The following is a 20,428-nucleotide window of genomic DNA, read 5'->3' on the forward strand; positions in this document are numbered from 1 at the left end:
ACGACGCCACGCGCACACCTTCGGGACGACAGGCTGATGCGGGTCGCGATCGTGGGGGCGGGTATTGCGGGACTTGCCTGCGCGCGGCGGCTACGCGACGCCGGTCTGAACGCCACGCTTTTCGACAAATCCCGCGGCGTCGGCGGCCGCCTTGCGACCCGCCGGGCCGATCCGTGCAGCGCCGAGGTCGCATTCGATCATGGCGCAACGCATTTCACGGCGCGCTCGGAAGGCTTTACCAAGCTCCTAGCTGGGTGGGAGAAGGCAGGCCTCGCGGCGCGTTGGCCGGCCGCGGGCGCGGACAGCTGGGTCGGCACGCCGACAATGACCGCACCGCTGAAATCCCTCGCGGACGATCTCGATGTCCGCCTCTCGCGACCGGTGACGGCCCTCACCAAATCCCGCGCCGGCTGGACGCTCCACAGCGAGGCCAAACGGCTCGGCAAATATGATGCGGCGGTGATCGCCATTCCGGCCGAGCAAGCGGCTCCGCTTCTGTCGCTCCATGATTTCGAGATGGCGCGCGCGGCCATGGCGGTGCGCTATAATCCATGCTGGACCGCGATGTTCGCGTTTGAGGAGCGGATCGATGAGCTCCCCGATTTCATCCGCGGCGCGGGGGCCATCGTGACGGCCGCGCGCGACAGCGCGAAGCCCGGGCGCGCGCCGGGCGAGCGGTGGGTCGTGCAGGCCGACTGGACCTGGTCGCAAGCGCACCTCGCCTCCGACAGCGCGAGCGTGGCGCCAGCGCTTCTCGCCGAGCTTGGCAAGGCTGCGGGCCGCGACTTGCCCGCCCCGAGCCATATCGTCGCCCATCGCTGGCTATTCTCTCAGCCCTCGGGACAGGATCTGAAGCTCCTCTGGAACCCTGCCATCGGCCTGGGTGCTTGCGGCGACTGGCTCTATCACGGCTTTGTCGAATATGCGTGGCTGTCGGGCCATGTTCTCGGCGCGGCGATTGCGGCCGAGGCGCCGTGATGACCCGCGCGATCGTTATCGGAGCCGGCATCGGCGGCCTCGCGCTCGCCATCCGTCTCCAGTCGGCTGGTCTTGATACGCTGCTCCTCGAAGCGCGCGACCGGCCGGGCGGCCGCGCCTATGTCTTCGAAAAGGACGGTTTCACCTTCGATGCCGGACCGACGGTGATCACCGACCCGGCCTGCCTTGCCGAGCTCTGGGAGCTCAGCGGTCAGCGGCTCGGTCGCGATGTCGACCTCGTTCCGGTCTCGCCCTTTTACCGGCTGAGCTGGCCCGATGGATCGACCTTCGATTATGGCAATGACAAGCAGGCGCTCGCCCGTCAGATCGCCGCGCTCGATCCCGCCGATGTGGCGGGATATGAGCGGTTTCTTAGCTATTCCGCGTCGGTTTATGAGGAAGGCTATGTGAAGCTCGGCGCGGTGCCGTTCCTCGATTTTCGTTCGATGCTGAAGGCGGCGCCCGCGCTCCTGCGGCACCGTGCCTGGCGCTCGGTCTATAAAACCGTCGCGAGTTATGTGGGGAGCGAGAAGCTCCGGGAGGCGCTATCCTTCCACACCTTGCTTGTTGGCGGCAACCCGATGGCGACGAGCAGCATCTATGCCCTCATCCACAAACTCGAGCAGGATGGCGGCGTCTGGTATGCACGCGGCGGCACCAATCGGCTCGTCTCCGGCATGGCCGCGCTGTTCGAGCGCCTCGGCGGCACGCTGAGGCTCGGCGATCCGGTCGCCCGCATCGAAACCGAAGGCGACCGGGTGACGGGCATTGTAACGCGGAGCGGGGTTACCGCACGCGCCGATCTTGTCGCCTCGAACGCCGATCTCATGCACAGCTACCGCGACCTGCTCGCACATCCGCGAGGCAAGCGCGAAGCCAAGCGCCTTGCGCGCAAGAGCTGGTCGCCGAGCCTCTTCGTCCTCCATCTGGGGGTTCGCGGCACCTTCTCCGAGATACCCCATCATATGATCCTGTTCGGTCCGCGCTATCGCGGCCTTCTCGACGACATCTATCGGAACGGGACGCTCGCCGAGGATTTCTCACTCTACCTTCATCACCCGAGCGCAAGTGATCCGGGCGTTGCGCCGGCGGGCCACAGCAGCTTCTACGCGCTTGCGCCGGTTCCCCATCGGGGCCACGCGCCGTTCGACTGGGAGGTTGAAGGACCGAAACTGACGAAGCGCATCATCGCCGAGATCGAGCGGCGCCTGATCCCGGACCTTGGCGCGCGGATCGTCACGCAAGTCCAATATGCGCCGCCGGACTTCGAACAGGATCTCGCCGCGCATCTCGGCAGCGCCTTCAGCCTGACGCCAACGCTGCTGCAGAGCGCCTATTTTCGGGGGCACAACCGCGACGCGCGCATCGAGAACCTCTATTTTACCGGCGCGGGCACCCATCCCGGCGCGGGCATCCCGGGTGTCGTCGCGAGCGCGAAGGCAACGGCGCGCCTCATTCTTGGCGACTTCGGCATCAGAACTACGGCACCCCGCGCCCCGGGGGCGCCGGACCGACAATTCTCCGGGCGTGATGACGCGGCAGGAAATGCCATGTCCAGATGATCGCATCGACATTCCAGTTCTGCCGGCGGCCAGCGCCTTGCGACCCAGTCTGGCCGCGGCGGGGGGCGGTGATTGCTCATCGCCGGGCGGTGCGACGCGATGTCGCACCGCCCAACCTTCCCCTTACTCACGCTCGCAAAGCGGCTCTTCATCGCTTGGACCTCCCGAAAGGTCATCTTTTGCGGAGATCGGAGCCTGCCAGATGAAGAACCCCGCGATCGCCCGCACCACAGCCCGCCAAAAAGGGAATCGCCGCCATGCCACCCGCCATCTTGTGGTTCCGTCAGGACCTGCGAACCACCGACCATCCGGCGCTTCTCGCTGCGATCACCGAAGGTCCGGTCATTCCGCTCTATATTTTGGACGACGAGAGTCCCAAAACGCGAGCGATCGGCGGCGCGCAGCGCTGGTGGCTCCATCACAGTCTCACCGCACTCGATGCGAGCCTCGGCAAACGCGGCAGCCGCCTCGTCCTGCGCCGCGGCCCTGCCGCCGAAATAGTCGAACGCGTCACGGCGGAAGTGGGAAGCGCTACGGTTCACGCGACCCGCTGTTACGAGCCTTGGTGGCGGAGCTGCGAGAAGATGCTGGACGCCAGGCTTGAGCTGCGGCTCCACGACGGCAATTATCTTGCGCCGCCCGAGAGCATCACCAATGCGCAAGGCTCACGCTACCGGGTCTTCACACCATGGTATCGCGCGCTCCTGGGGCGCATGCCGCCCGCCCTTCCCTATGCGGCGCCCGATCATATTCCGGCGCCTGACGTCTGGCCGGCGTCGGACAATCTTGCCGATTGGGGTCTGACCCCGACCAGCCCCGACTGGGCCAAAGGATTCGGCGACTGGCGCCCCGGCGAGAAGGGTGCCTGGCGGGCGCTGCGCGACTGGCTGCCGATTGCAGGCGACTATAAGGCCCGCCGCGATTTTCCCTCGGTCCCTGCGACGTCGCGGCTGTCGCCGCATCTTCATTTCGGCGAGATCAGCCCGCGGTCGATCTGGCATGCGCTCGGCGAGCGCGACGACGCTGGCGCCGAGACCTTTCGTTCGGAGCTTGGCTGGCGCGAACATGGCATCAATCTCGTCGACCAGATGCCCGATTATGGCGATCGGAACGGTCGCCCCACCTTCGATAATTTCGGCTGGCGGAGCGGCCCCGAAGCCGACCGGGACCTCGCCGCCTGGACCCGGGGCCGGACCGGTTACCCGGTGGTCGACGCGGGTATGCGCGAGCTCTGGCACACCGGCTGGATGCACAACCGCGTGCGGATGGTCACGGCCTCCTTCCTTGTCAAACATTTGCTGATCGACTGGCGTCGTGGTGAACGCTGGTTCTGGGATACGCTTCTCGACGCCGATCTCGGGTCAAATGCGATGAACTGGCAATATGTCGCAGGCACCGGCGTCGACGCGCCGGTCTTCTCGCGCATCATGTCGCCGCTGCTCCAGAGCGAGCGGTTCGCGATGGGCGATTATGTCCGCACTTATGTTCCAGAGCTTGCTCATCTGTCGGACACCGAGATCAACGCCGCCCATGGACAGGATGCCGGGGTGCCCGCCTATCCGGAACCGCTTATGGGTCATGAGGCGGCGCGGACGCGCGCCCTCACAGCCTGGGAAGCGCTGCGCGGCTAGCGAGCGAGGGCCACGAAGCTAGTCAAAGGCGGCACTTGCCACCCCGTGCGCGCTGTAAACGGGTCCTTCGCGTGACACGGCGAATTTTCGGCTCGATGACGCCCGCACACCAAATGCGCCGATATGCCCCAGCATTCCCCTGTACTGCGGCCCGGCCAGATGCGCTGCGAGCGCGGCTTCGCCGTCCCATTCCTCAAACACGTGGATGCGCGTCGCCACATGCGGATCGAGGGTCCAGTCGTAAGCGAGACAGCCGGGCTGCTCAAGCGCGCCTTCGATCCAGCCGCGCGCACCCGCCAGCGCCTCCCCTCGCGTCTCGGGATCGACGTCGATGACCGCTTGGATCAGGATCTTCATGGGCGCTCCTCACTTTTTTGAAAGCTGTGGCAATGGCTGAAACCGCCGCTCTGTAAACAGCCACCGGCCGTCGATCCGGCGGCAGACGTCGTCATAGATTCCGAGGGTCCGATGAAGGGCGCCGTCGCGCAGGAAGATTTCCTCGGTGTAGGACCGCATGGCTGCGGTTTCGCCACGGACCTCGATCGATCCGGGCCAGGCGCGAAAGACGATGTCAGGAAAGGCGCGCATCGCTGCGCGCCAGGTGTCGACAATCTTTGCCTTGCCCTCGAATATCCCGAAACCGGGAAGCGACCATAGGCCGCCCTCGTCCCAAGTCGCCGCCCAGGCCGCGCTGTCGGCACGGTTGACCGCATCGGCATAGGCGTCGAGCAGGTCGCGAAGCGCCAGCCGGTCTTCGAACGATCCCTCAAACGGCATGGAAGCCCCCTTCTCGCCCGGCTGCGTCGATGGTCCAGCCTACCGCCGGTTTGCCTGTAGCCGCTCGGAGGGAGAACTGCCGATATCGCTAGCGGCGAAGGGTCATCGCGTCCGGACCGGAGAACCCGCCCCAAAGGACAGGTCGCCCCGGCGGGGCGGCGCGCCTAATTTCATACCTGTCCTATCCCCCCGGGACGAACATTCGAAGAGGAATGACCAATGGCTATTTCCCGTATCTCTCTCTCGCTCGCCGCCGCGGCGTTCGCGCTCGCTGGCGGCATTGCCGCCGCCAAGAACCCGATGGTCGGCGGCGCCGCCATGTATGAGACCAAGACCATCGTCGAAAATGCCGCCAATTCGAAAGATCACACTACGCTGGTCGCGGCGGTCAAGGCCGCCGGCCTTGCCGAGACACTTTCGGGAGCCGGACCGTTCACGGTTTTTGCACCGACCAACGCCGCTTTTGCCAAGCTTCCCGCCGGCACCGTCGACACGCTGCTCAAGCCCGAGAACAAGGCGATGCTGACGGGCATATTGACCTACCATGTCGTGCCGGGCCGCCTGACCGCAACCGATATTGCGGCGCAGGCCAAGGCCAATGGCGGCAAGGCCGTGCTCACCACTGTGCAGGGCGCCAAGCTCACCGTCTGGGAAAAGGATGGCAGCTGGTATGTGAGCGACGCCAAGGGCGGCACGGCGAAGATCGGCCCCGCCGACGTTGTTCAGTCGAACGGCGTGATCCACGTTATCGACGGCGTGCTGCTTCCCGCCTGACGAGTTATCGGGGCCGCGAGACGCTTGTTGGCGCAGCGCGGCCCCGACAATCAAAAGCCCTCAAAGCCATCCGGAAAGCGTCAAGCGCGGCATCGATCTCGCCGTGACCAAAGTGGTCGAAGACCTCAAGGCGCGTGCGAAGTCGGTCGAGGCGAACAGCGAGATCGCACAGGTTGCCACCATCTCGGCGAACGGCGACGAAGAGGTCGGCCGGATCCTCGCCGAGGCGATGGAGAAGGTCGGCAACGAGGGCGTGATCACCGTCGAGGAAGCGAAGAGCCTCGCGACCGGACTCGGACGGTCGAGGGCATGCAGTTCGATCGCGGCTACTTCTCGCCCTATTTCATTACCAATGCCGAAAAGCTGAAGGTCGAGCTCGACGACCCGTACATCCTCATCCACGAGAAGAAGCTCTCGAACCTGCAGGCGATGCTGCCGCTCCTCGAGAGCGTCGTCCAGTTGGGCCGACCTTTGCTCATCATCGCCGAGGATGTCGAGGGTGACGCGCTCGCAACCCTCGTCGTCAATCGCCTGCGCGGCGGGCTCAAGGTCGCCGCCGTCAAGGCGCCGGGCTGCGGCGACCGCCGCAAGGCGATGCTCGAGGATATCGCGGTACTCACCGGCGGCAATGTCGTCAGCGAGGAACTCGTCATCAAGCTCGAGAGCGTCACGATCAACATGCTCGAGCGCGCGAAGAAGGTCGTGATCGACCCTGCGAAGGTCGTACGCACCGCGCTGCAGGACGCCGCCTCGGTCGCCTCGCTGCTGATCACCACCGAGGCGCTCGTCGCCGAGCTGCCTAACCGCGCAGATGCCGACGATGGACTTCTGACAGGCCGGGAGGCGGCGGGCCACCGCCCCTCCGCATTCCCACACCTTATTATTTCCCCAGCCACCGCGCGACGCCTCGTCAAGCGAGCGGAGGGCATTTCCGCGTTCCGGGGCTCACCCCAGATCCGTGGACGAAACGTGTTTCCAGCCGACGATCTGCCCCAAGGGACATGTTGCGACGCCATGCTACGCTCGGGCATGCGGCGATGCGGCGGTCCACCTCCCTCTCCTCCCCTCCGGACCGCCAACCCTTCGCCGTCAGGAGGCCAGGATCATGCTTTACGTGCCCCCTGCGAGTGGTACCCGGGATGGCGAGATACCCCCCGAGGTTCTCGCGTCGGTCGAGACGCTGCTGCGCTGGGTAGGCGAGGATCCTCGGCGCGAAGGCCTGCTCGACACACCGCAGCGCGTCGCGCGTGCCTGGAGGGATTATTGCCAGGGTTATGACGAGGATCCAGCGGTACACCTGTCGCGCACCTTCGAAGAGGTCGGCGGTTACGATGAGCTCGTCTTGCTGCGTGACATCCCGTTTCAGTCGCATTGCGAGCATCATATGGCGCCGATCACCGGAAAGGCGTCGATCGCCTACCTCCCCCGCGACCGCGTCGTCGGCATCTCCAAGCTCTCGCGCGTACTGAACGGCTATGCACGTCGGCTGCAGGTGCAGGAGCGCCTGACCGCCGAGGTCGCCCAATGTATCTGGGACCATCTCCGGCCGCACGGCGTCGCCGTGGTGATCGACGCCCAGCATGGCTGCATGACCGGGCGCGGCGTGCGCACGCCCGGCGTGGGCATGGTCACGAGCCGGCTCCTCGGCTGCTTCCTCGACGACCAGCGGAGCCGCAAGGAAGTGCTCGCGCTAATGGGCTATTGATGCGCGGGTCGATGATCAGGAGCGATCTTGCAAGCCTGACCCGCCGGCGTGAGGCGCGCACCGGAATTCCGTGCGGCGCCGTCTTGCGCCGGACTCCTGGCGGTAGTGGAGCGACATGACGCGGGCTCCGCAACCATCCGAGGTTTTTGGCCATCTTCCGAACAGCTTGCGCAGGCAGCCCGACGAGCGGGGTCATTTCGGACGGTTCGGTGGCCGCTTCGTCCCCGAAACGCTCATGCCGCTCATCCTCGATCTGGAGCGCGAATATCGAGCGGCAAAACGGGACCCGGCTTTCCAGGCCGAGTTCGACGATCTGCTCGAACATTATGTCGGCCGTCCCAGCCCGCTCTATTTCGCGCCGCGCCTGACGTCTGCGCTTGGCGGCGCGCAGATCTGGTTCAAGCGCGACGAACTCAATCACACCGGCGCCCACAAGATCAACAATTGCGTCGGCCAGATCCTGCTGGCTATCCGGATGGGCAAGACCCGCATCATCGCGGAAACGGGCGCGGGCCAGCATGGGGTAGCGACGGCCACGGTCTGCGCGCGCTTTGGCCTGCCCTGCGTCGTCTATATGGGCGCCGCCGATATCGCGCGGCAAGCGCCCAATGTCTTCCGCATGAAGCTGCTCGGCGCCGAGGTGGTACCGGTCACCGCCGGAGCCGCGACGCTGAAGGACGCGATGAACGAGGCCCTGCGCGACTGGGTCGCCCATGTCGAGGACACCTTCTACATCATCGGCACCGCAGCCGGTCCCCACCCCTATCCGGAGCTTGTGCGCGATTTCCAGAGCGTGATCGGCAGGGAAGCGCGGGCCCAGATGCTCGACCGTACCGGCCGCCTGCCCGATCTCCTGGCCGCCGCGATCGGCGGCGGATCGAATGCGATCGGTCTTTTCCACCCGTTCCTCGATGACCCCACAGTGAAGATGCTTGGCGTCGAGGCGGCCGGCCATGGCCTCGACAAGGCGCATGCCGCGTCACTGGCCGGCGGGCGTCCCGGCATTCTTCACGGCAACAAGACCTATCTGCTGCAGGATGACGACGGGCAGATCGTCGAAGGCCATTCGATCAGCGCGGGTCTCGATTATCCGGGCATCGGCCCCGAGCACGCATGGCTCAAGGACATCGGGCGGGTGGACTATACCTCCGCCACCGATGCCGAAGCGCTCGATGCCTTTCAGCTTCTTTGCCGCACAGAGGGTATCATCCCGGCGCTTGAGCCCAGTCACGCCGTCGCCGCCGTTGCCAGGATCGCGCCGACGATGCCGAAAGACAGCAGCATCATCATCAATATGTGCGGACGCGGGGACAAGGACATATTCTCCGTGGCCGAGCATCTCGGCGTGGAACTTTGAGCGCTACCAAAGGTAGGGGCACGGGACGTGTGATCGAAGACACTGGCGCTACAGATTTCGGATCTATGAAGGACGGATGACGATAAGGGTGTTTCTTGTAGAAGACGATCCGCTGGTTGCGATGATGCTCGAGGGGTATCTCGACGTGTTTGGACACAAGATCGTGGCAACCGCAGCGACCGTCGCGGAGGCACTGGATCTCGTCGCAAAGCGAGATTTCGACCTCGCCATATTCGATGTTCATCTTGCCGATGGCAAAACGAGCGAGCCGGTAGCTGCCGCGTTGAGCGATGCCGGGAAGGCGTTTATAGTGACAAGCGGCGATGCGACGATCTTAGCTGCCGAATTTAATGGCCGACCAGTTCTTCGCAAACCTTTCAGGATTGCCGAGCTCGAACGGGCAATCGCCACTATAACAGGGTAGCGCGCGGTCGCAGGCCGGAGCCCGCTCGACGCTCCTTATTCGGGCGCCACCTTGTAACGGGCCATGTGGGGCATGAAATCCATCTTGCCGATCGCAAGACCTGCGTTGCGCAACAGCGCGTAAGCCATAGTCACATGAAAATAGAAATTCGGCACGATCCAGTCGCGAATATCCTCCTCAGACGACATCAGGAAGCGGACGCCATTCGGCAGTGTCAGGTCGACACGCGCGTCCGCGTCGGCCCATGCCGCCGTGTGGGCTGCGTCAAGAAGCGAACGAACCGCAGCAATTCGCTGGCGGACTTCGGCGAGCGATCGGTACGCCACCTCTTCGAGCGGAACGACCTTTTCCCCGACCTGATTGAGAGCGAGCAGAACCTGATTGAGCGCGACGCGGAACTGCAATTCGAGCGGGAACATGTCCTCGATTAGCTTTGCCTCGAGCACATCGTCGGGCAACCCCGCGTCGATCGCCTTGCCGACGAGGTGGTCGAGCGTTTCGAGCAGGTTTTCGAAGGTTATTCGCGCGGAACGAGCGTAAAACATCGCGGCCCTCTTTGGTCATTTCATTCAAGGTGGTCGTTCCTGCAACGGTGATCAGCGGCGGTCAATTCCCGGGCTTCGAGAGTTCGCGGTCAAGACCCAACCTGCTCGCGGTGCCGTCGCACCTCCTCTGCACGATCCGGCCTGCAGTCACTGCAACGTCGAGGCAAAGGTCGGCTGGCTGCTAAGAGAGAACCAGATGTGGCCGGTTTCGGACCGGCAGCTTCCGGGCGTCAATCCAAAACAGCTGACATTCGCCAGGGCTGTGCGAGGACGACGGAAGCGGCGATTGCCGTACGCAACTTTCGCCGCCTTGAACGCGCCGAGGTTCGTTCTTGCTTGTCGGCGAAGGCATTTTGCATCCTGCTCCCCGGAAAATCGCGCGCCGCTATCGCGATTCACCGAAGCTGGAAGAAAATCGGCACGGCGGCGGTGCCGCCGTGCCGAAGGTGCGCGCCTGAAGGGAGTCGTCAGGGCGCTGGAGTGCGGCTCGCGATCGCGTCCTCGATCAGGTCCTGCATGACCTGCTCCAGCTCAACGCCCTTGCGGTCGCCGCCGGACGAGATTTCGGTTGCGATCAAAGCGTAATAGCCGGTCTCGCGATCGATCCAGCCGGTCCAGCCGTAGGCACCCGGTGAGGAATTGATCTTCGACGTCGCGCACGCCGACGGCGTATCGCATTCGACGAAGGAGCCGAGCGCATATTCCCAGTTCGCGGCGCTTGCCGGAACGAAAACGCGCGGCAGGCCCGCAGTGCGCTGCTGGGTGAAGCCCGTCATGTCGGTAATGAAGGTCCCGCCAAGGAAGGCGCGCAAAAGTTTCGCATAGTCGCGCGGCGTCGAATAGGCGCCTCCGGCAACCCACGGGTTGGTGGGAACGCTACCCGACGGATCGTACCAGGTCGTGCTCGTCATCCCGAGCGGGGTCGTTACATGCTGCGCGAACAATTCGTGGAAATTGCGCTGGCGTGACGGCGATGTACCGGGCGCGATGCTCGTATCCTTTGCCTCGAGATAGGCCGCGGCAACCTGGATGCCATGCGGACCATAGCTATATTGCGCGCCAGGGGCATTTCCTGGGCGTAAACTGTCATAGCGCAAGTCGTGGATGCTCTTGGCGCAATTATAGAGCCCATAAGCCGGAAGGAGCTGGCAGCCGCCGACGAGTGGACTCGCGTTGAAACCCGACGTCATCGACAGCGTGTGCTTCAGTTTGACATCCTTTTTTGTCCCACTCGTGGTCCAGAAGGCGAGCGGCGGCCGCATCGGATCATCCAGCGTCGCGATACCGGCCTGCACCATGCGCATGCCAAGCGCGCCGGCGAACCATTTGGAGGCGGACGCGAGCGGGGTCACCCGATCGATGCCGAAGCTGCCCTTCTCATAGGCGAAGAGATAGTCGGGATCCGAAGCACTACCGACGATGAAATAGCCGTCATCGACCTCGGTGTCGGCGTCGATCGCCGCCTGCAACGCTGTCCAGTCATAGGTGTAGCCGCCAACGGTGGTTGACAGGCTGACGGCAGCGGGTGCCGATGCTGCCGCGGTCGTCGCTTTCTCGACTACCGCAGCAGGCGGAAGCTGCACCATCGGACGCGCCTCGCCGCCGTCGCCGCCTCCGAACCCACCCTGCGCCGCAAAGGCCGCAGCCCCCGCCATCGCCGCACCGGCGGCAAGCCAAATCCATTGTCCTTTTCCAGCCATTTTCTCTCTCCCAGCTTCGTTGCACGTCGTCGAAACGGAGGGCCTTGTACGGCCGAACGGGCTAGGGCCTGGGCTGGCCGCTCCCGAAGTGAATCCTCAGCAGATGGTCGAGCTGCGCCTTGCGAAAGCCGGCGACGACGCCCGATTGGGGCGCAAACTTCGCCAGGCGATCGGTTGCGGCATCGTAGCGCGGCCAATTGCGCACCAATGTGCATCCGGGAACGCCCGTCTTGGCAAAGGCAACCCAGCAGGCCGAGATGCCTTCGCCGAAGCGGCGATCGTCTTCACCGACGGCGCCGGCAAGCGACGCCAGATAGTCGAGCGTCCCGAACAGATACGGAATTTCCGAGCCGTGCGCGGCGCCCTTGGCACGGTCGCGCCGCGCCGCTGCCACATAGTCGAAATGATAGAGATAGGATGGAGCCCCACCCGCCGTCCGCGCCGCGAGCCAGCGCGCCGGTGCAACGAACCAGCCGTCGCCCAGCACCTGCCGGGCCAGCTCGTCGTCGGCGAGACCTGTGCCATAGGCGGCGCGGCCCGCCGCCTGGTCGGCGCCGAGATAGGCAAGCGCGGCCGCAGGCGGCACGCCCATGCCGAGGATCACGCTCGCCTCGTTACTGTTGGCGCCCACAAGGAGCGGAACGTCGATCGGCTCGCGACGCGCAAAGACGCGCCACGGCGCTTCGCGCACCAGTTCGCCGTCGAGAATGGGGCCAGCCATCGCGCCCGGTGTCTTTACCTCGCCAGCGGCGACGAGCGCGGCGGCGGGAAGCGCGCGAAGCGCGTCGAGCGAGGCCGCAGGCGGCGCGCCAGCGCGGACCGCCAACGCAGAACCCAACGCTTCCTGTTCGGCAAGCGGGCGCGGATCGAGGAGTCCCACGCCCGACTGGACGATCGCGCGAGCGAACAGGCCCTTGGCTTCGGGCTGGGCAAGGATCGTCGTGACACCGATCGCTCCGGCCGATTCGCCGAACAAGGTCACCTGCCGAGGATCGCCACCAAAGGCCGCGATGTTTTTTTGAACCCATCGCAGCGCGGCCAGCTGGTCCATCAGGCCATAATTGGCGAGCGCCTCACCGCGCGGCTTGGCCGCGCTGAGCGCCGGGTGCGCGAAATAGCCGAGCGCCCCCAACCGGTAATTGATCGTCACCAGAACGACGCCTTGCCGTGCGAAGGCGGTGCCGTCGAAGGCAGGGAAGGTGCCAGAGCCGATCACATGCGCGCCGCCGTGAATCCAGACCATGACGGGCAGCTTGCGCGCGCCCGCCGGACGCCAGATGTTGAGCTGGAGGCAATCCTCCGACTGGTGCTCGGCAACGCCGCCCGCGACAAGCGCGGGGCGCACCGTCTGCGGACAGGCTGCGCCGAGTTTCGAAGCGTCGCGGACGCCCGCCCAGCGCGGCGGTGCCTGCGGCGCGCGCCAACGAAGCCCGCCCACCGGCGGCGCAGCAAAGGGAATATCCAGAAAGCGCTCGATCCCCGCCTCGCTCGCGCCCGCAAGTCGGCCCTGCGCGATGGTCGCCGCGGGCGACGTGTCCGCTGCCGCAACCGAAACCGATCCCGTCAGCGTGGCGGCGCCAACGAGTGCTGCCATCCCCAAAGGCCGCATTGCGCCCTCCTTCCCTTCCCGGCCAGCGGCCCGAGCCGCCGACGAGGTGAGCGACCTAGAAAGAAATGCGTCCCTCGACGCCGATGACCCGCGGCTGGCTGTACCGGTTGATGGTCGGCGCCTGCGCCACGAAATAGACCTTGTCGAACAGGTTGTTCGCAAACGCGCTGACGCTGACCTTTCCGAACTCGACGCCGACCCGAAGATTGACGAGGACATAGTCATCGAGATCGACCGAGGTTGCCGTCAGTTCCTGCTTGCCGCCCCATTGGCCGCTGAACAGAACATTGCTGGTCAGCGCGACATCGTTCGTGACCGGATAGCGCAGATTGAGATTGGCCGAGGCAAGCCAGTCGGGAACCTGCGCCAGGTCGAGCCCGTCATAGCGGCCGCTCTTGACCTTGCCCCCCTGCCGCGAGCCGCTCAGCGCAAGGCGGCCATTACCTTCGCCGAGATCGAAGCCTTGGCTATATTCCGCCTCGACACCCCAGCTTTTCGCATCACCCGCGTTGGTGAGATAGGCGACCGCGGCTACCGGACACGCGGCGTTGGTGAGCGCGCAGCCATCGTCGACCTGCGCGATCAGGTCCTCAAGCTCGGTGTAATAGCCAGCGATGGCGAAATAGCCGCGGCGTATCGGACTGCCCTTGATGCCAAGCTCGTAGGAGGTGCTGTTTTCGTTGCCGAACAGCACCTGCACCGGGGCCGGCGCGCGGGGGTCGGAAAGGCGCGTGTTGAACCCGCCGGCGCGGTAGCTGGTGCCGACCTTGCCATAAGCGAGGACATCCGAGGTGAGCTTGTAGGACAGCGTCGCGTTGTAGGAGAGATTGTCGGCGTTGATGCTGTCGTCAATGATCCGCGACGGTCCGCCCGTCGGAAGGCCCGTTCCGAGATCGAATAGCCGCGCCGAGATGCTCCGGCTGTCGCGGGTGTAGCGCAGTTCCCCGGTCAGGTTGAGGCTGTCGGTAATATCGAAACCGAGCGAGCCATAGGCCGCATAGCTTTCGAAATGGAGCCGCGCCGGCGCGATGTTGCCAGGCGACGGATTGGCAAGGGTCGGCGTGCGCGTCGTCGCCACCGAGAAATCGCTGTCCAGCAGCAGCATTTCGGCGCCGGCCAGCCAGGTGAAGCGATCGCTCGCTCCGCTGACATGAATGTCCTGCGAGAAATTGTCGGTCGTATCGATGACATAGGACGCCGCGCTCGGATCGAGCGGAGTCAGCGCGCCGATCTGGCCCGCAGCGCGCGCGCGTGCCAGTTCGGCGGGGCTGATGGCGTCATTGTCGAGATCATATTCGGACCGGCGCTTGCGGAACGAGGTCGTCGAGGTGAGGTCGGCGCCGCCGAGATCGACGCGGACGAGCGCCTGCAGCCCGTCCACATCCTGGCTCGCGCGCGGCGCAGTGTTCCAGGGGTAACGAAAGCGGTCCTGGATATAGCCGCCCGGAAAGCCGGGCGTGCCGGCGGGAATGAAAATCTGATAATGGATCGTCGGCGTGGTGAGGCGCTGTGTTTCCGCGGTGATGATCGCATCGACGGGGCCGCGTTTGAGCCTGATCTGGCCGCGCAGCCCGTGCCCCTTCTGCTGGTCGAAATAGACGTCATTGTCCGGGTTGTAAAAGAAGCCCTTGTCCTGCTCGACCAGATCGCCGCTGAGGCGGATCGCCAGGCCATCGGCGAGCGGGACGTTGATCGCGCCCTGCGTCTGGAAGCTGTTGTTCTCGAAGCCGTAGCGCGCGCTCGCCCAGCCCGAGAGGTCGAATTCAGGTTCGGCCGAGATGATGTTGATCGCGCCGCCGACGGCATTGCGGCCGTACAGCGCGCCCTGCGTCCCGCGCAGCACCTCGACGCGGCCGATGTCGAGCAGGTCGAGCCGCGTGAAGTTGCGCCCGCCTACGGGTCCGCCCGCGATATAGGCGCCGTTGCGATACAGCCCGACGCTTGGGTCGCCGTTCGTCGCCCGCGCCGTTGACGAGGCGCGGATCGAAATCTCCGACGTGACCGACGAGTTCAGATTGTTGAAGCGGACGCTGGGTTGATCGGCGAGCAGTTCGCCACTGCCGGTTGCCCCGCCACGATCGGTCAGCGACGTGATGTCGATGACCGAGGCCGCCGTCGGCACATCGGCCAGCCGCTCTTCGCGGCGACGCGCCGTCACGACGATCGCACCGTCGTCGTCCACTGCGACCGCTGCATCGGCAGGGAGTGCCTCGGACGGCCGATCCTGGGCGAAGGCGGTTGGACCTGCCGCCACCCAGATGGCAGCCGTGCAGAAAAGAAGGTGCGCCTTGCGTCCCATAACGTCTCTCCCATGATCTTATCGCAATATTATCGATAATTTTGTGCATAAGGCCGAACGAGTCAAGCCGGAAAAATGCAGCACTCCGGCGCGCGGCTCAGCGCTTTATGGCGGCGACAGCAGTCAGCAAGTCTCGAAGGCCGCACGCCGTAGCGGCAAGCGGCTCGGGCGCGACGGTCGACAGATCGTCGGTCGCGGCGTGGTGGTGGCGGTGCGCGCCGAAGATGCCTGCGTGTCGCGAATAGCCGGCCTTGATGACCTCCACGAGCTCCCCTGCGGCGCCATCCGACGACGGATAGGCCATTTCTATGCCGGGCTGTCCTTTGAAGATCCCCCTCGCCCGCTCGACCAGGTCGGGCGAGGTCATGAGGAAACGATAAGGATCGGCGCTCGGCAAGGGCAACAGGCGCCCGGGCAATTCCTGATAATCCCGCGTTGCGGCATTAGCCCCGAGATGCAGCCAGAAATCGGTCTCGCCCGGCGGCGGGCCGACCTTCTCGACGATATGGCTCGCCCCGAGATTCTCATATTCATGCCCGCTGTTACCCACAAAAAGCAGACTGTGCCGCTGGAAAGCGCGGGGCATCCATTCCGCCAGCGCAAGCCAGATCGCGATGCCGGGGCCGCGTTCGCCGACACAATTGGTCCAGCCCGAGCGCGGCGTCGATACGACGAGCCAAGGATAGCCCGAGCGGGTAAATCGACCGATCACATTCTGCGCCGGGCGCGAACCGCCGCGACCGCGAAGCGTCAATTTTGCCGCTGCGCCGTGACGCGCGGCATCGATAACCGGTGCCGCAAGCCGCGGTGCGAGCACAGCGAGCGGCTTGTCCGACGCAGGTCGATCGGCTGGCGCGTTGAGGAGCAAGGCTTCGCCTGTTGGTCCGGTCGTCACGAGAAGGACCGCACTTGCGCCGCGCGCCAACGCATCGGCAAGCGGGTCGCGCACGGCGCGATCGACGAGGGTCGACCAGCGGCGATAGGGCAAGCGTACCACCGCGATCGCCCCGTCGAGGCGTCCCGAGATTTCGGCGAGACGCAGCGGCGCTTCGAGCCTGCCAGCGCCGGTCGCCACAGCCAGTGGCTGCGCGACGAGTGGAATCGTGAAATCACCGACGGAAATTTCGCAGCGCGAGGCCTCGAACCACGGCACATCAAACGACTGGCGTTCGACCTCGAACCCGGCCGCCGTCAATCGCTTCATGCTCCAGTCGGCAGTCCAGCGGTCGCCGGCCCCGCCCGATTGCTTATTGCCCGCCGCGGCAAATCTTTCGACGTCCGCAAACAGTCGTTCGGGAGCGAACATTGTCAAATCCCCCGACGCAGCGGCAGCGGACCCGGCCTGCAACGCGATCGGCGCCGCGAGACCCGCCTTGAGCAGCGTCCGCCGATCGGTGACCGGGCGCGTCATGTCGCTTTCGCCCGGCGGCGCCCCGGCTTGGGCTTCGTGTGGCGGGCCTTATATTCTTCCAGCGCGCGCCCGAAGCTGTCCTGCGTCACGCCGATCAGCGCCCGCGCGACCGCATCGGCGGCATCGCCGTCGCGCGCCACGATATGCCGGCAAAGCTCGTCATAGAGGACGGCAGAACGCCGCCCCGCCTCATTGCCATGCGTTTCGATATAGCTGTCGGTGTACACATTATGCTGCCAGCGCGCGAGCAACGCGACACGGTCGAGCAGTTCGAGCGCCAGCGGCGCGTTGCTGCGCTTTGCAATGAAACGGCCAATGCGATTCGACACCTTGATATGCTCGAACGTATTTTCTGTACGCTGGGTAACATCCTTATATTCGACGAGGCGGTGCATCAGCTCGCGTCCGTCGCGATCGGTCATTTCGGCCGCCGCCAGGCGGCAAACCACACCGAACAGCGATTTCCACAGCTCATAGACCTCGTTCGCGGCATGCTCGTCGATGTCGATCACATAGGTGCCGCGCCACGGCACAACCTTGACCAGCCCGATGCGCGCAAGATGCCGGAACGCCTCGCGCACCGGCGCATGGCTCACGCCGAACCGTGCCGCGATTTCGCGCTCGCGCAGCCACGAGCCCGGAGGGATGCGCCATTCGACGATGTCGTCGGTTAACAGGCGCGCGATCACGCGGTCCTGAGTCGGCGCGCTGTCGTCTTCGGTTTTCGTCGCGGCCATGTCTCTCCGTTCGGCTTTCCCTGCTCGCGGCGCCATCCTAATGGGGCAAAGCGCGCGAGCAATCGATGATTGCGAATGAAATTATTATCGATAATATTAGCAATGACAAGCATCGGAAACGGGAGCCGGATTTTGAAGCGCACCATCCTCCTTCTCGCGGCCGCCGCTACGGCGGGGACCTCGGTCGGCGCGGCCGAGCCCGCGCCGCTTCCTGGCTGCGCAGCGGCGATCGCCTATTCTGAGGCGGATAATGGCGTCGCAATGCTCGTTCTCGAGGACGGCAAGGTCCATTGCCGGTCTGCGGATATCACGATGCCCCGGGAGCTTTGGTCTGGCACCAAGAGCCTTGTCGGGCTGATGGCGGCGGCCGCCGTCCAAGATGGCCTGCTGACGCTCGACGAGCGGGCATCGGACACGCTTTCCGAATGGAAAAACGATCCCGAAAAATCCCGGATCACGCTTCGCCAATTGCTTTCGATGACGGGCGGGCAGGCCTCGACCGTCGGCCGGCCCCAGGGCTATCTCGATTCGCTCAAGGCTCCGCTCAGCGCGCTGCCGGGCAGCAAGTTCCAATATGGACCGGCGCCGATGCAGATTTTCGGCGAGATCATGCGGCGCAAACTGGTCGCCGAAGGCAAGGACGACAATCCGCGCCTCTATATCGAGCGACGTATCCTCGGCCCGATCGGCGTGAAGGTGGGCGGTTGGCGGAGCGGTCCCGATGGCGAGGCGCTCATGCCCCAAGGGCTGCTTCTTGCAGCCGAGGAATGGGCCAAGATCGGAGAGTTCGTTCGCCTTGGGGGCAAGCAGGACGGCAAGCCGCTGGTCGACGCCGCCGCATTCGCGGAACTGTTCCAGGGTCATGAGGCGAACCCAGCCTATGGACTGACCTGGTGGCTGCCGCGCGCCACGCCTGCCGTCGATCCGGTCACCCGCTCAACCGACATCACGGAACATGCATCCGACCTTCCTGTCGACATGGTGGTCGCGGCGGGCGCAGGCAACCAGCGCCTCTACGTCATTCCGTCGCGCCGCCTGACCATCGTTCGACAAGCAAGCCTGGATGTTGCGGCTCTGGCCGCAGGAAAAAAGAGCAGATGGTCCGACTGGCAATTCCTGTCCCTCCTGCTGAACAGCACAAACGACTAGAACGAGACCCGGGATTTCGGAGGATCGCCGGCTGGAAAGCGCCGGCCCCTGAAAGACATATTCGAACGCCCGATAGTCCGGGGCCGCGCAAGGGCTTCAGCGCGTTGACCCCCGGTATATTCCGATACCTGCGGGCCAGGAAATCGTCTTTGTGCCCAGTCATCCGATATCAGAGCCAGGGAACCTTGCTCGCACTTATGGATGTAGCCAACGGGCGCCTTCGGCCAGCCAGTTCCCGGAGAGAATCTTGACGCTTCGCAATCAATCGGTCGATCTTGGCCGGCTCCGCCAGATCGTGTCGAACCTGTCGGAAGGGATTATCCTCTCCGATGACGCTGGGCAGTTGCTCTGGGCGAATGAGACGGCTCTGCGTATTCATGGCGCGCAAGACGTTGCCGAATTGGGAGGCGACTGCGACGGATATGTCAAGCGCTTTCAGCTTCGGTACCGCAACAATCATGTCCTCGGCCGCGACGACTACCCGCTCGCCCGTGCTCTCGCCGGCGAGCAGTTCTCGGAAGTGATCGTCGAAGTGACGCGCGCCGACGATGACGAAGCCGGGTGGATCCACCAGATCCGAAGCCTTGTGCTGGCCGACGAACAGGGAAAACCCGACCTGTTCGTGCTGGTGATCCAGGATGTCTCGCTGCGCTATGAGGCCGAAGAGCGTTTCGAGCAGACCTTCAATGTGAATCCCGCACCGGCGGTCATCTGCCGGCTCGCCGATCATCGCTACGTCAAGGTCAATCAGGGGTTTCTTGATCTCACCGGCTTTACGCGCGACGAGGTGCTCGGCCGTTCGCTCTACGACATCGACGTGCTGCAGGATGCCGCCAATCTCGACACCGCCAAGGAACGGCTGCGCGAAGGGCGCACGATCCCCCAGATGCAGGCCGACCTGTCGCTTCCCGACGGCGGGCGCAAGCTCGTGATCGTGGCGGGACAGCCGATCGACCTCGACGAGCAGCCGTGCATGCTCTTCTCGTTCGCCGATCTCGAGCCGCGGCGTCAGGCCGAGAACGAGCTGCGACACAGCGAGGAGCGCTTCGTGAAGACCTTCCGCCTCGCGCCGGTCGGGATGGCGATCACGACGCAGGACGGCCAGCGCCTGTGCGACGTCAACGACGCCTTTCACCAGGCGACCGGCTATTCGCCGGACGAGGCGCTGGGAAAGACGATGGCCGAGCTCAAATTGTGGGAGCCAGCCTCCTTCCTGAAAGAAGCCGAGAATATGCTGGCCGAGCGCAGCGGCTTTCGCGGGCGCGATGCGCGCTTGCGCGCGAAGGATGGCGGCTTCGTCGATTGTCTCGTCGCGGCCGAAGCGATGCCGCTGCGGAGCGACCAGTGCGTGCTCTGGGTCATTCAGGACATCCACGAGCGGCGCCACAGCGAACTGGAGCTCATCACCGCGATCGAGGCGGTGATGAAGGACACGAACTGGTTCAGCCGCACGGTGGTCGAAAAGCTCGCCAATCTTCGCGCCCCGCATGCGCATGCGGCGCCGGTCGAGGTCAGCGAACTGACGCGGCGCGAGAAGGAAGTGCTGAGCCTGCTGTGCGAAGGCGGCGACGATGCCGCCATCGCCCGCGAGATGGGGGTGTCGCGCAACACGCTGCGCAACCATATCGCCCGCGTGTACCAGAAAATCGGCGTCAACCGGCGCGCGGCGGCGATCCTCTGGGCACGCGAGCGCGGCTTTCCGCTGGCCCGGCCGATCCGCTAACGCGCTCCGTTCGCAAGGGCACTAGTCTTTCCCTACCTTACGATTTG

The 20,428-nt window shown here is 64.9% G+C and carries 17 protein-coding genes and 1 pseudogene; 10 read left to right on the forward strand and 8 right to left on the reverse strand.

From position 1 onward, the window contains the following. The first annotated feature begins 36 nt into the window (after positions 1-36). From ACQY80_RS06960 to ACQY80_RS06970, 3 genes are all read left to right on the forward strand, one after another. A complete protein-coding gene (locus ACQY80_RS06960) occupies positions 37-978 on the forward strand; it encodes an NAD(P)/FAD-dependent oxidoreductase (RefSeq protein WP_428684976.1) in 942 nt (313 codons plus the stop codon). Next, a complete protein-coding gene (locus tag ACQY80_RS06965; protein WP_428684978.1) occupies positions 978-2,540 on the forward strand; it encodes a phytoene desaturase in 1,563 nt (520 codons plus the stop codon). Before ACQY80_RS06960 ends, ACQY80_RS06965 begins: the two co-directional genes overlap by 1 nt. 257 nt (positions 2,541-2,797) lie before the next feature. Next, the gene (locus ACQY80_RS06970; protein WP_428684980.1) at positions 2,798-4,171 is read left to right on the forward strand and encodes a cryptochrome/photolyase family protein; all 1,374 of its coding nucleotides are present in this window, start codon (positions 2,798-2,800) and stop codon (positions 4,169-4,171) included. An 18-nt stretch (positions 4,172-4,189) separates the two neighbouring features. On the opposite strand, the gene ACQY80_RS06975 is transcribed toward ACQY80_RS06970, so the two are convergent. Together ACQY80_RS06975 and ACQY80_RS06980 are read right to left on the reverse strand one after the other, a co-directional pair. Next, on the reverse strand, positions 4,190-4,528 hold the full coding sequence (locus tag ACQY80_RS06975) for a putative quinol monooxygenase (protein ID WP_428684982.1): 339 nt from the start codon (positions 4,526-4,528) through the stop codon (positions 4,190-4,192). Between the two features lie 9 nt (positions 4,529-4,537). Beyond that, positions 4,538-4,948 carry a nuclear transport factor 2 family protein gene (locus ACQY80_RS06980; protein WP_428684984.1) on the reverse strand — a complete coding sequence of 137 codons (411 nt, stop codon included), beginning with the start codon at positions 4,946-4,948 and terminating at the stop codon, positions 4,538-4,540. Positions 4,949-5,167: 219 nt separating this feature from the next. Between ACQY80_RS06980 and ACQY80_RS06985 the strand changes: the two genes are divergently transcribed. From ACQY80_RS06985 to ACQY80_RS07005, 5 genes and pseudogenes are all read left to right on the forward strand, one after another. Next, positions 5,168-5,722 (forward strand): fasciclin domain-containing protein, encoded by a 555-nt coding sequence (locus ACQY80_RS06985; protein WP_428684986.1) that lies wholly within the window; start codon positions 5,168-5,170, stop codon positions 5,720-5,722. A gap of 67 nt (positions 5,723-5,789) precedes the next feature. Continuing rightward, positions 5,790-6,490: pseudogene (locus tag ACQY80_RS06990) on the forward strand (TCP-1/cpn60 chaperonin family protein); the annotation flags it as partial. 337 nt (positions 6,491-6,827) lie between these two features. Further along, positions 6,828-7,427, forward strand: a complete 600-nt coding sequence (folE, locus tag ACQY80_RS06995) for a GTP cyclohydrolase I FolE (protein ID WP_428684988.1) — start codon at positions 6,828-6,830, stop codon at positions 7,425-7,427. A gap of 115 nt (positions 7,428-7,542) precedes the next feature. After that, positions 7,543-8,784 carry a tryptophan synthase subunit beta gene (trpB, locus tag ACQY80_RS07000; RefSeq protein ID WP_428684990.1) on the forward strand — a complete coding sequence of 414 codons (1,242 nt, stop codon included), beginning with the start codon at positions 7,543-7,545 and terminating at the stop codon, positions 8,782-8,784. A 76-nt stretch (positions 8,785-8,860) separates the two neighbouring features. Next, the gene (locus ACQY80_RS07005; protein WP_428684992.1) at positions 8,861-9,208 is read left to right on the forward strand and encodes a response regulator; all 348 of its coding nucleotides are present in this window, start codon (positions 8,861-8,863) and stop codon (positions 9,206-9,208) included. A 35-nt stretch (positions 9,209-9,243) separates the two neighbouring features. Here the strand turns inward: ACQY80_RS07005 and ACQY80_RS07010 are convergent, their stop codons facing one another. The 6 genes from ACQY80_RS07010 to ACQY80_RS07035 all read right to left on the reverse strand — a co-directional run bounded on the left by ACQY80_RS07010 (position 9,244) and on the right by ACQY80_RS07035 (position 17,509). Continuing rightward, positions 9,244-9,753: a DUF1993 family protein gene (locus ACQY80_RS07010; protein WP_428684994.1), complete on the reverse strand. Its 510-nt coding sequence runs from the start codon at positions 9,751-9,753 to the stop codon at positions 9,244-9,246. Positions 9,754-10,220: 467 nt separating this feature from the next. Beyond that, positions 10,221-11,453, reverse strand: a complete 1,233-nt coding sequence (locus ACQY80_RS07015; protein ID WP_428684996.1) for a serine hydrolase domain-containing protein — start codon at positions 11,451-11,453, stop codon at positions 10,221-10,223. Between the two features lie 61 nt (positions 11,454-11,514). Further along, on the reverse strand, positions 11,515-13,062 hold the full coding sequence (locus ACQY80_RS07020; protein ID WP_428684998.1) for a carboxylesterase/lipase family protein: 1,548 nt from the start codon (positions 13,060-13,062) through the stop codon (positions 11,515-11,517). Between the two features lie 55 nt (positions 13,063-13,117). Continuing rightward, positions 13,118-15,244, reverse strand: a complete 2,127-nt coding sequence (locus ACQY80_RS07025; RefSeq protein ID WP_428685000.1) for a TonB-dependent receptor — start codon at positions 15,242-15,244, stop codon at positions 13,118-13,120. A 214-nt stretch (positions 15,245-15,458) separates the two neighbouring features. Continuing rightward, on the reverse strand, positions 15,459-16,772 hold the full coding sequence (locus tag ACQY80_RS07030; RefSeq protein ID WP_428685002.1) for a hypothetical protein: 1,314 nt from the start codon (positions 16,770-16,772) through the stop codon (positions 15,459-15,461). After that, the gene (locus tag ACQY80_RS07035; protein ID WP_428685004.1) at positions 16,769-17,509 is read right to left on the reverse strand and encodes a GntR family transcriptional regulator; all 741 of its coding nucleotides are present in this window, start codon (positions 17,507-17,509) and stop codon (positions 16,769-16,771) included. The genes ACQY80_RS07030 and ACQY80_RS07035 overlap by 4 nt, the downstream gene beginning before the upstream one ends. 261 nt (positions 17,510-17,770) lie before the next feature. Between ACQY80_RS07035 and ACQY80_RS07040 the strand changes: the two genes are divergently transcribed. Together ACQY80_RS07040 and ACQY80_RS07045 are read left to right on the forward strand one after the other, a co-directional pair. Then, positions 17,771-18,658, forward strand: coding sequence for a serine hydrolase domain-containing protein (locus ACQY80_RS07040; RefSeq protein ID WP_428685776.1), 888 nt, complete (start codon positions 17,771-17,773; stop codon positions 18,656-18,658). Positions 18,659-18,905: 247 nt separating this feature from the next. Beyond that, on the forward strand, positions 18,906-20,381 hold the full coding sequence (locus ACQY80_RS07045) for a PAS domain S-box protein (protein WP_428685006.1): 1,476 nt from the start codon (positions 18,906-18,908) through the stop codon (positions 20,379-20,381). Positions 20,382-20,428 lie beyond the last annotated feature (47 nt).

The organism is Sphingopyxis sp. (assembly GCF_965279755.1).
GTDB lineage: Bacteria > Pseudomonadota > Alphaproteobacteria > Sphingomonadales > Sphingomonadaceae > Sphingopyxis.

Coding starts and splice junctions, on each gene's coding strand:
- ACQY80_RS06960 (WP_428684976.1), top strand. CDS start 37: ATGCGGGTCGCGATCGTGGGGGCGGGTATTGCGGGACTTGCCTGCGCG.
- ACQY80_RS06965 (WP_428684978.1), top strand. CDS start 978: ATGACCCGCGCGATCGTTATCGGAGCCGGCATCGGCGGCCTCGCGCTC.
- ACQY80_RS06970 (WP_428684980.1), top strand. CDS start 2,798: ATGCCACCCGCCATCTTGTGGTTCCGTCAGGACCTGCGAACCACCGAC.
- ACQY80_RS06975 (WP_428684982.1), bottom strand. CDS start 4,528: ATGAAGATCCTGATCCAAGCGGTCATCGACGTCGATCCCGAGACGCGA.
- ACQY80_RS06980 (WP_428684984.1), bottom strand. CDS start 4,948: ATGCCGTTTGAGGGATCGTTCGAAGACCGGCTGGCGCTTCGCGACCTG.
- ACQY80_RS06985 (WP_428684986.1), top strand. CDS start 5,168: ATGGCTATTTCCCGTATCTCTCTCTCGCTCGCCGCCGCGGCGTTCGCG.
- folE (WP_428684988.1), top strand. CDS start 6,828: ATGCTTTACGTGCCCCCTGCGAGTGGTACCCGGGATGGCGAGATACCC.
- trpB (WP_428684990.1), top strand. CDS start 7,543: ATGACGCGGGCTCCGCAACCATCCGAGGTTTTTGGCCATCTTCCGAAC.
- ACQY80_RS07005 (WP_428684992.1), top strand. CDS start 8,861: ATGACGATAAGGGTGTTTCTTGTAGAAGACGATCCGCTGGTTGCGATG.
- ACQY80_RS07010 (WP_428684994.1), bottom strand. CDS start 9,753: ATGTTTTACGCTCGTTCCGCGCGAATAACCTTCGAAAACCTGCTCGAA.
- ACQY80_RS07015 (WP_428684996.1), bottom strand. CDS start 11,453: ATGGCTGGAAAAGGACAATGGATTTGGCTTGCCGCCGGTGCGGCGATG.
- ACQY80_RS07020 (WP_428684998.1), bottom strand. CDS start 13,062: ATGCGGCCTTTGGGGATGGCAGCACTCGTTGGCGCCGCCACGCTGACG.
- ACQY80_RS07030 (WP_428685002.1), bottom strand. CDS start 16,772: ATGACGCGCCCGGTCACCGATCGGCGGACGCTGCTCAAGGCGGGTCTC.
- ACQY80_RS07035 (WP_428685004.1), bottom strand. CDS start 17,509: ATGGCCGCGACGAAAACCGAAGACGACAGCGCGCCGACTCAGGACCGC.
- ACQY80_RS07040 (WP_428685776.1), top strand. CDS start 17,771: ATGCTCGTTCTCGAGGACGGCAAGGTCCATTGCCGGTCTGCGGATATC.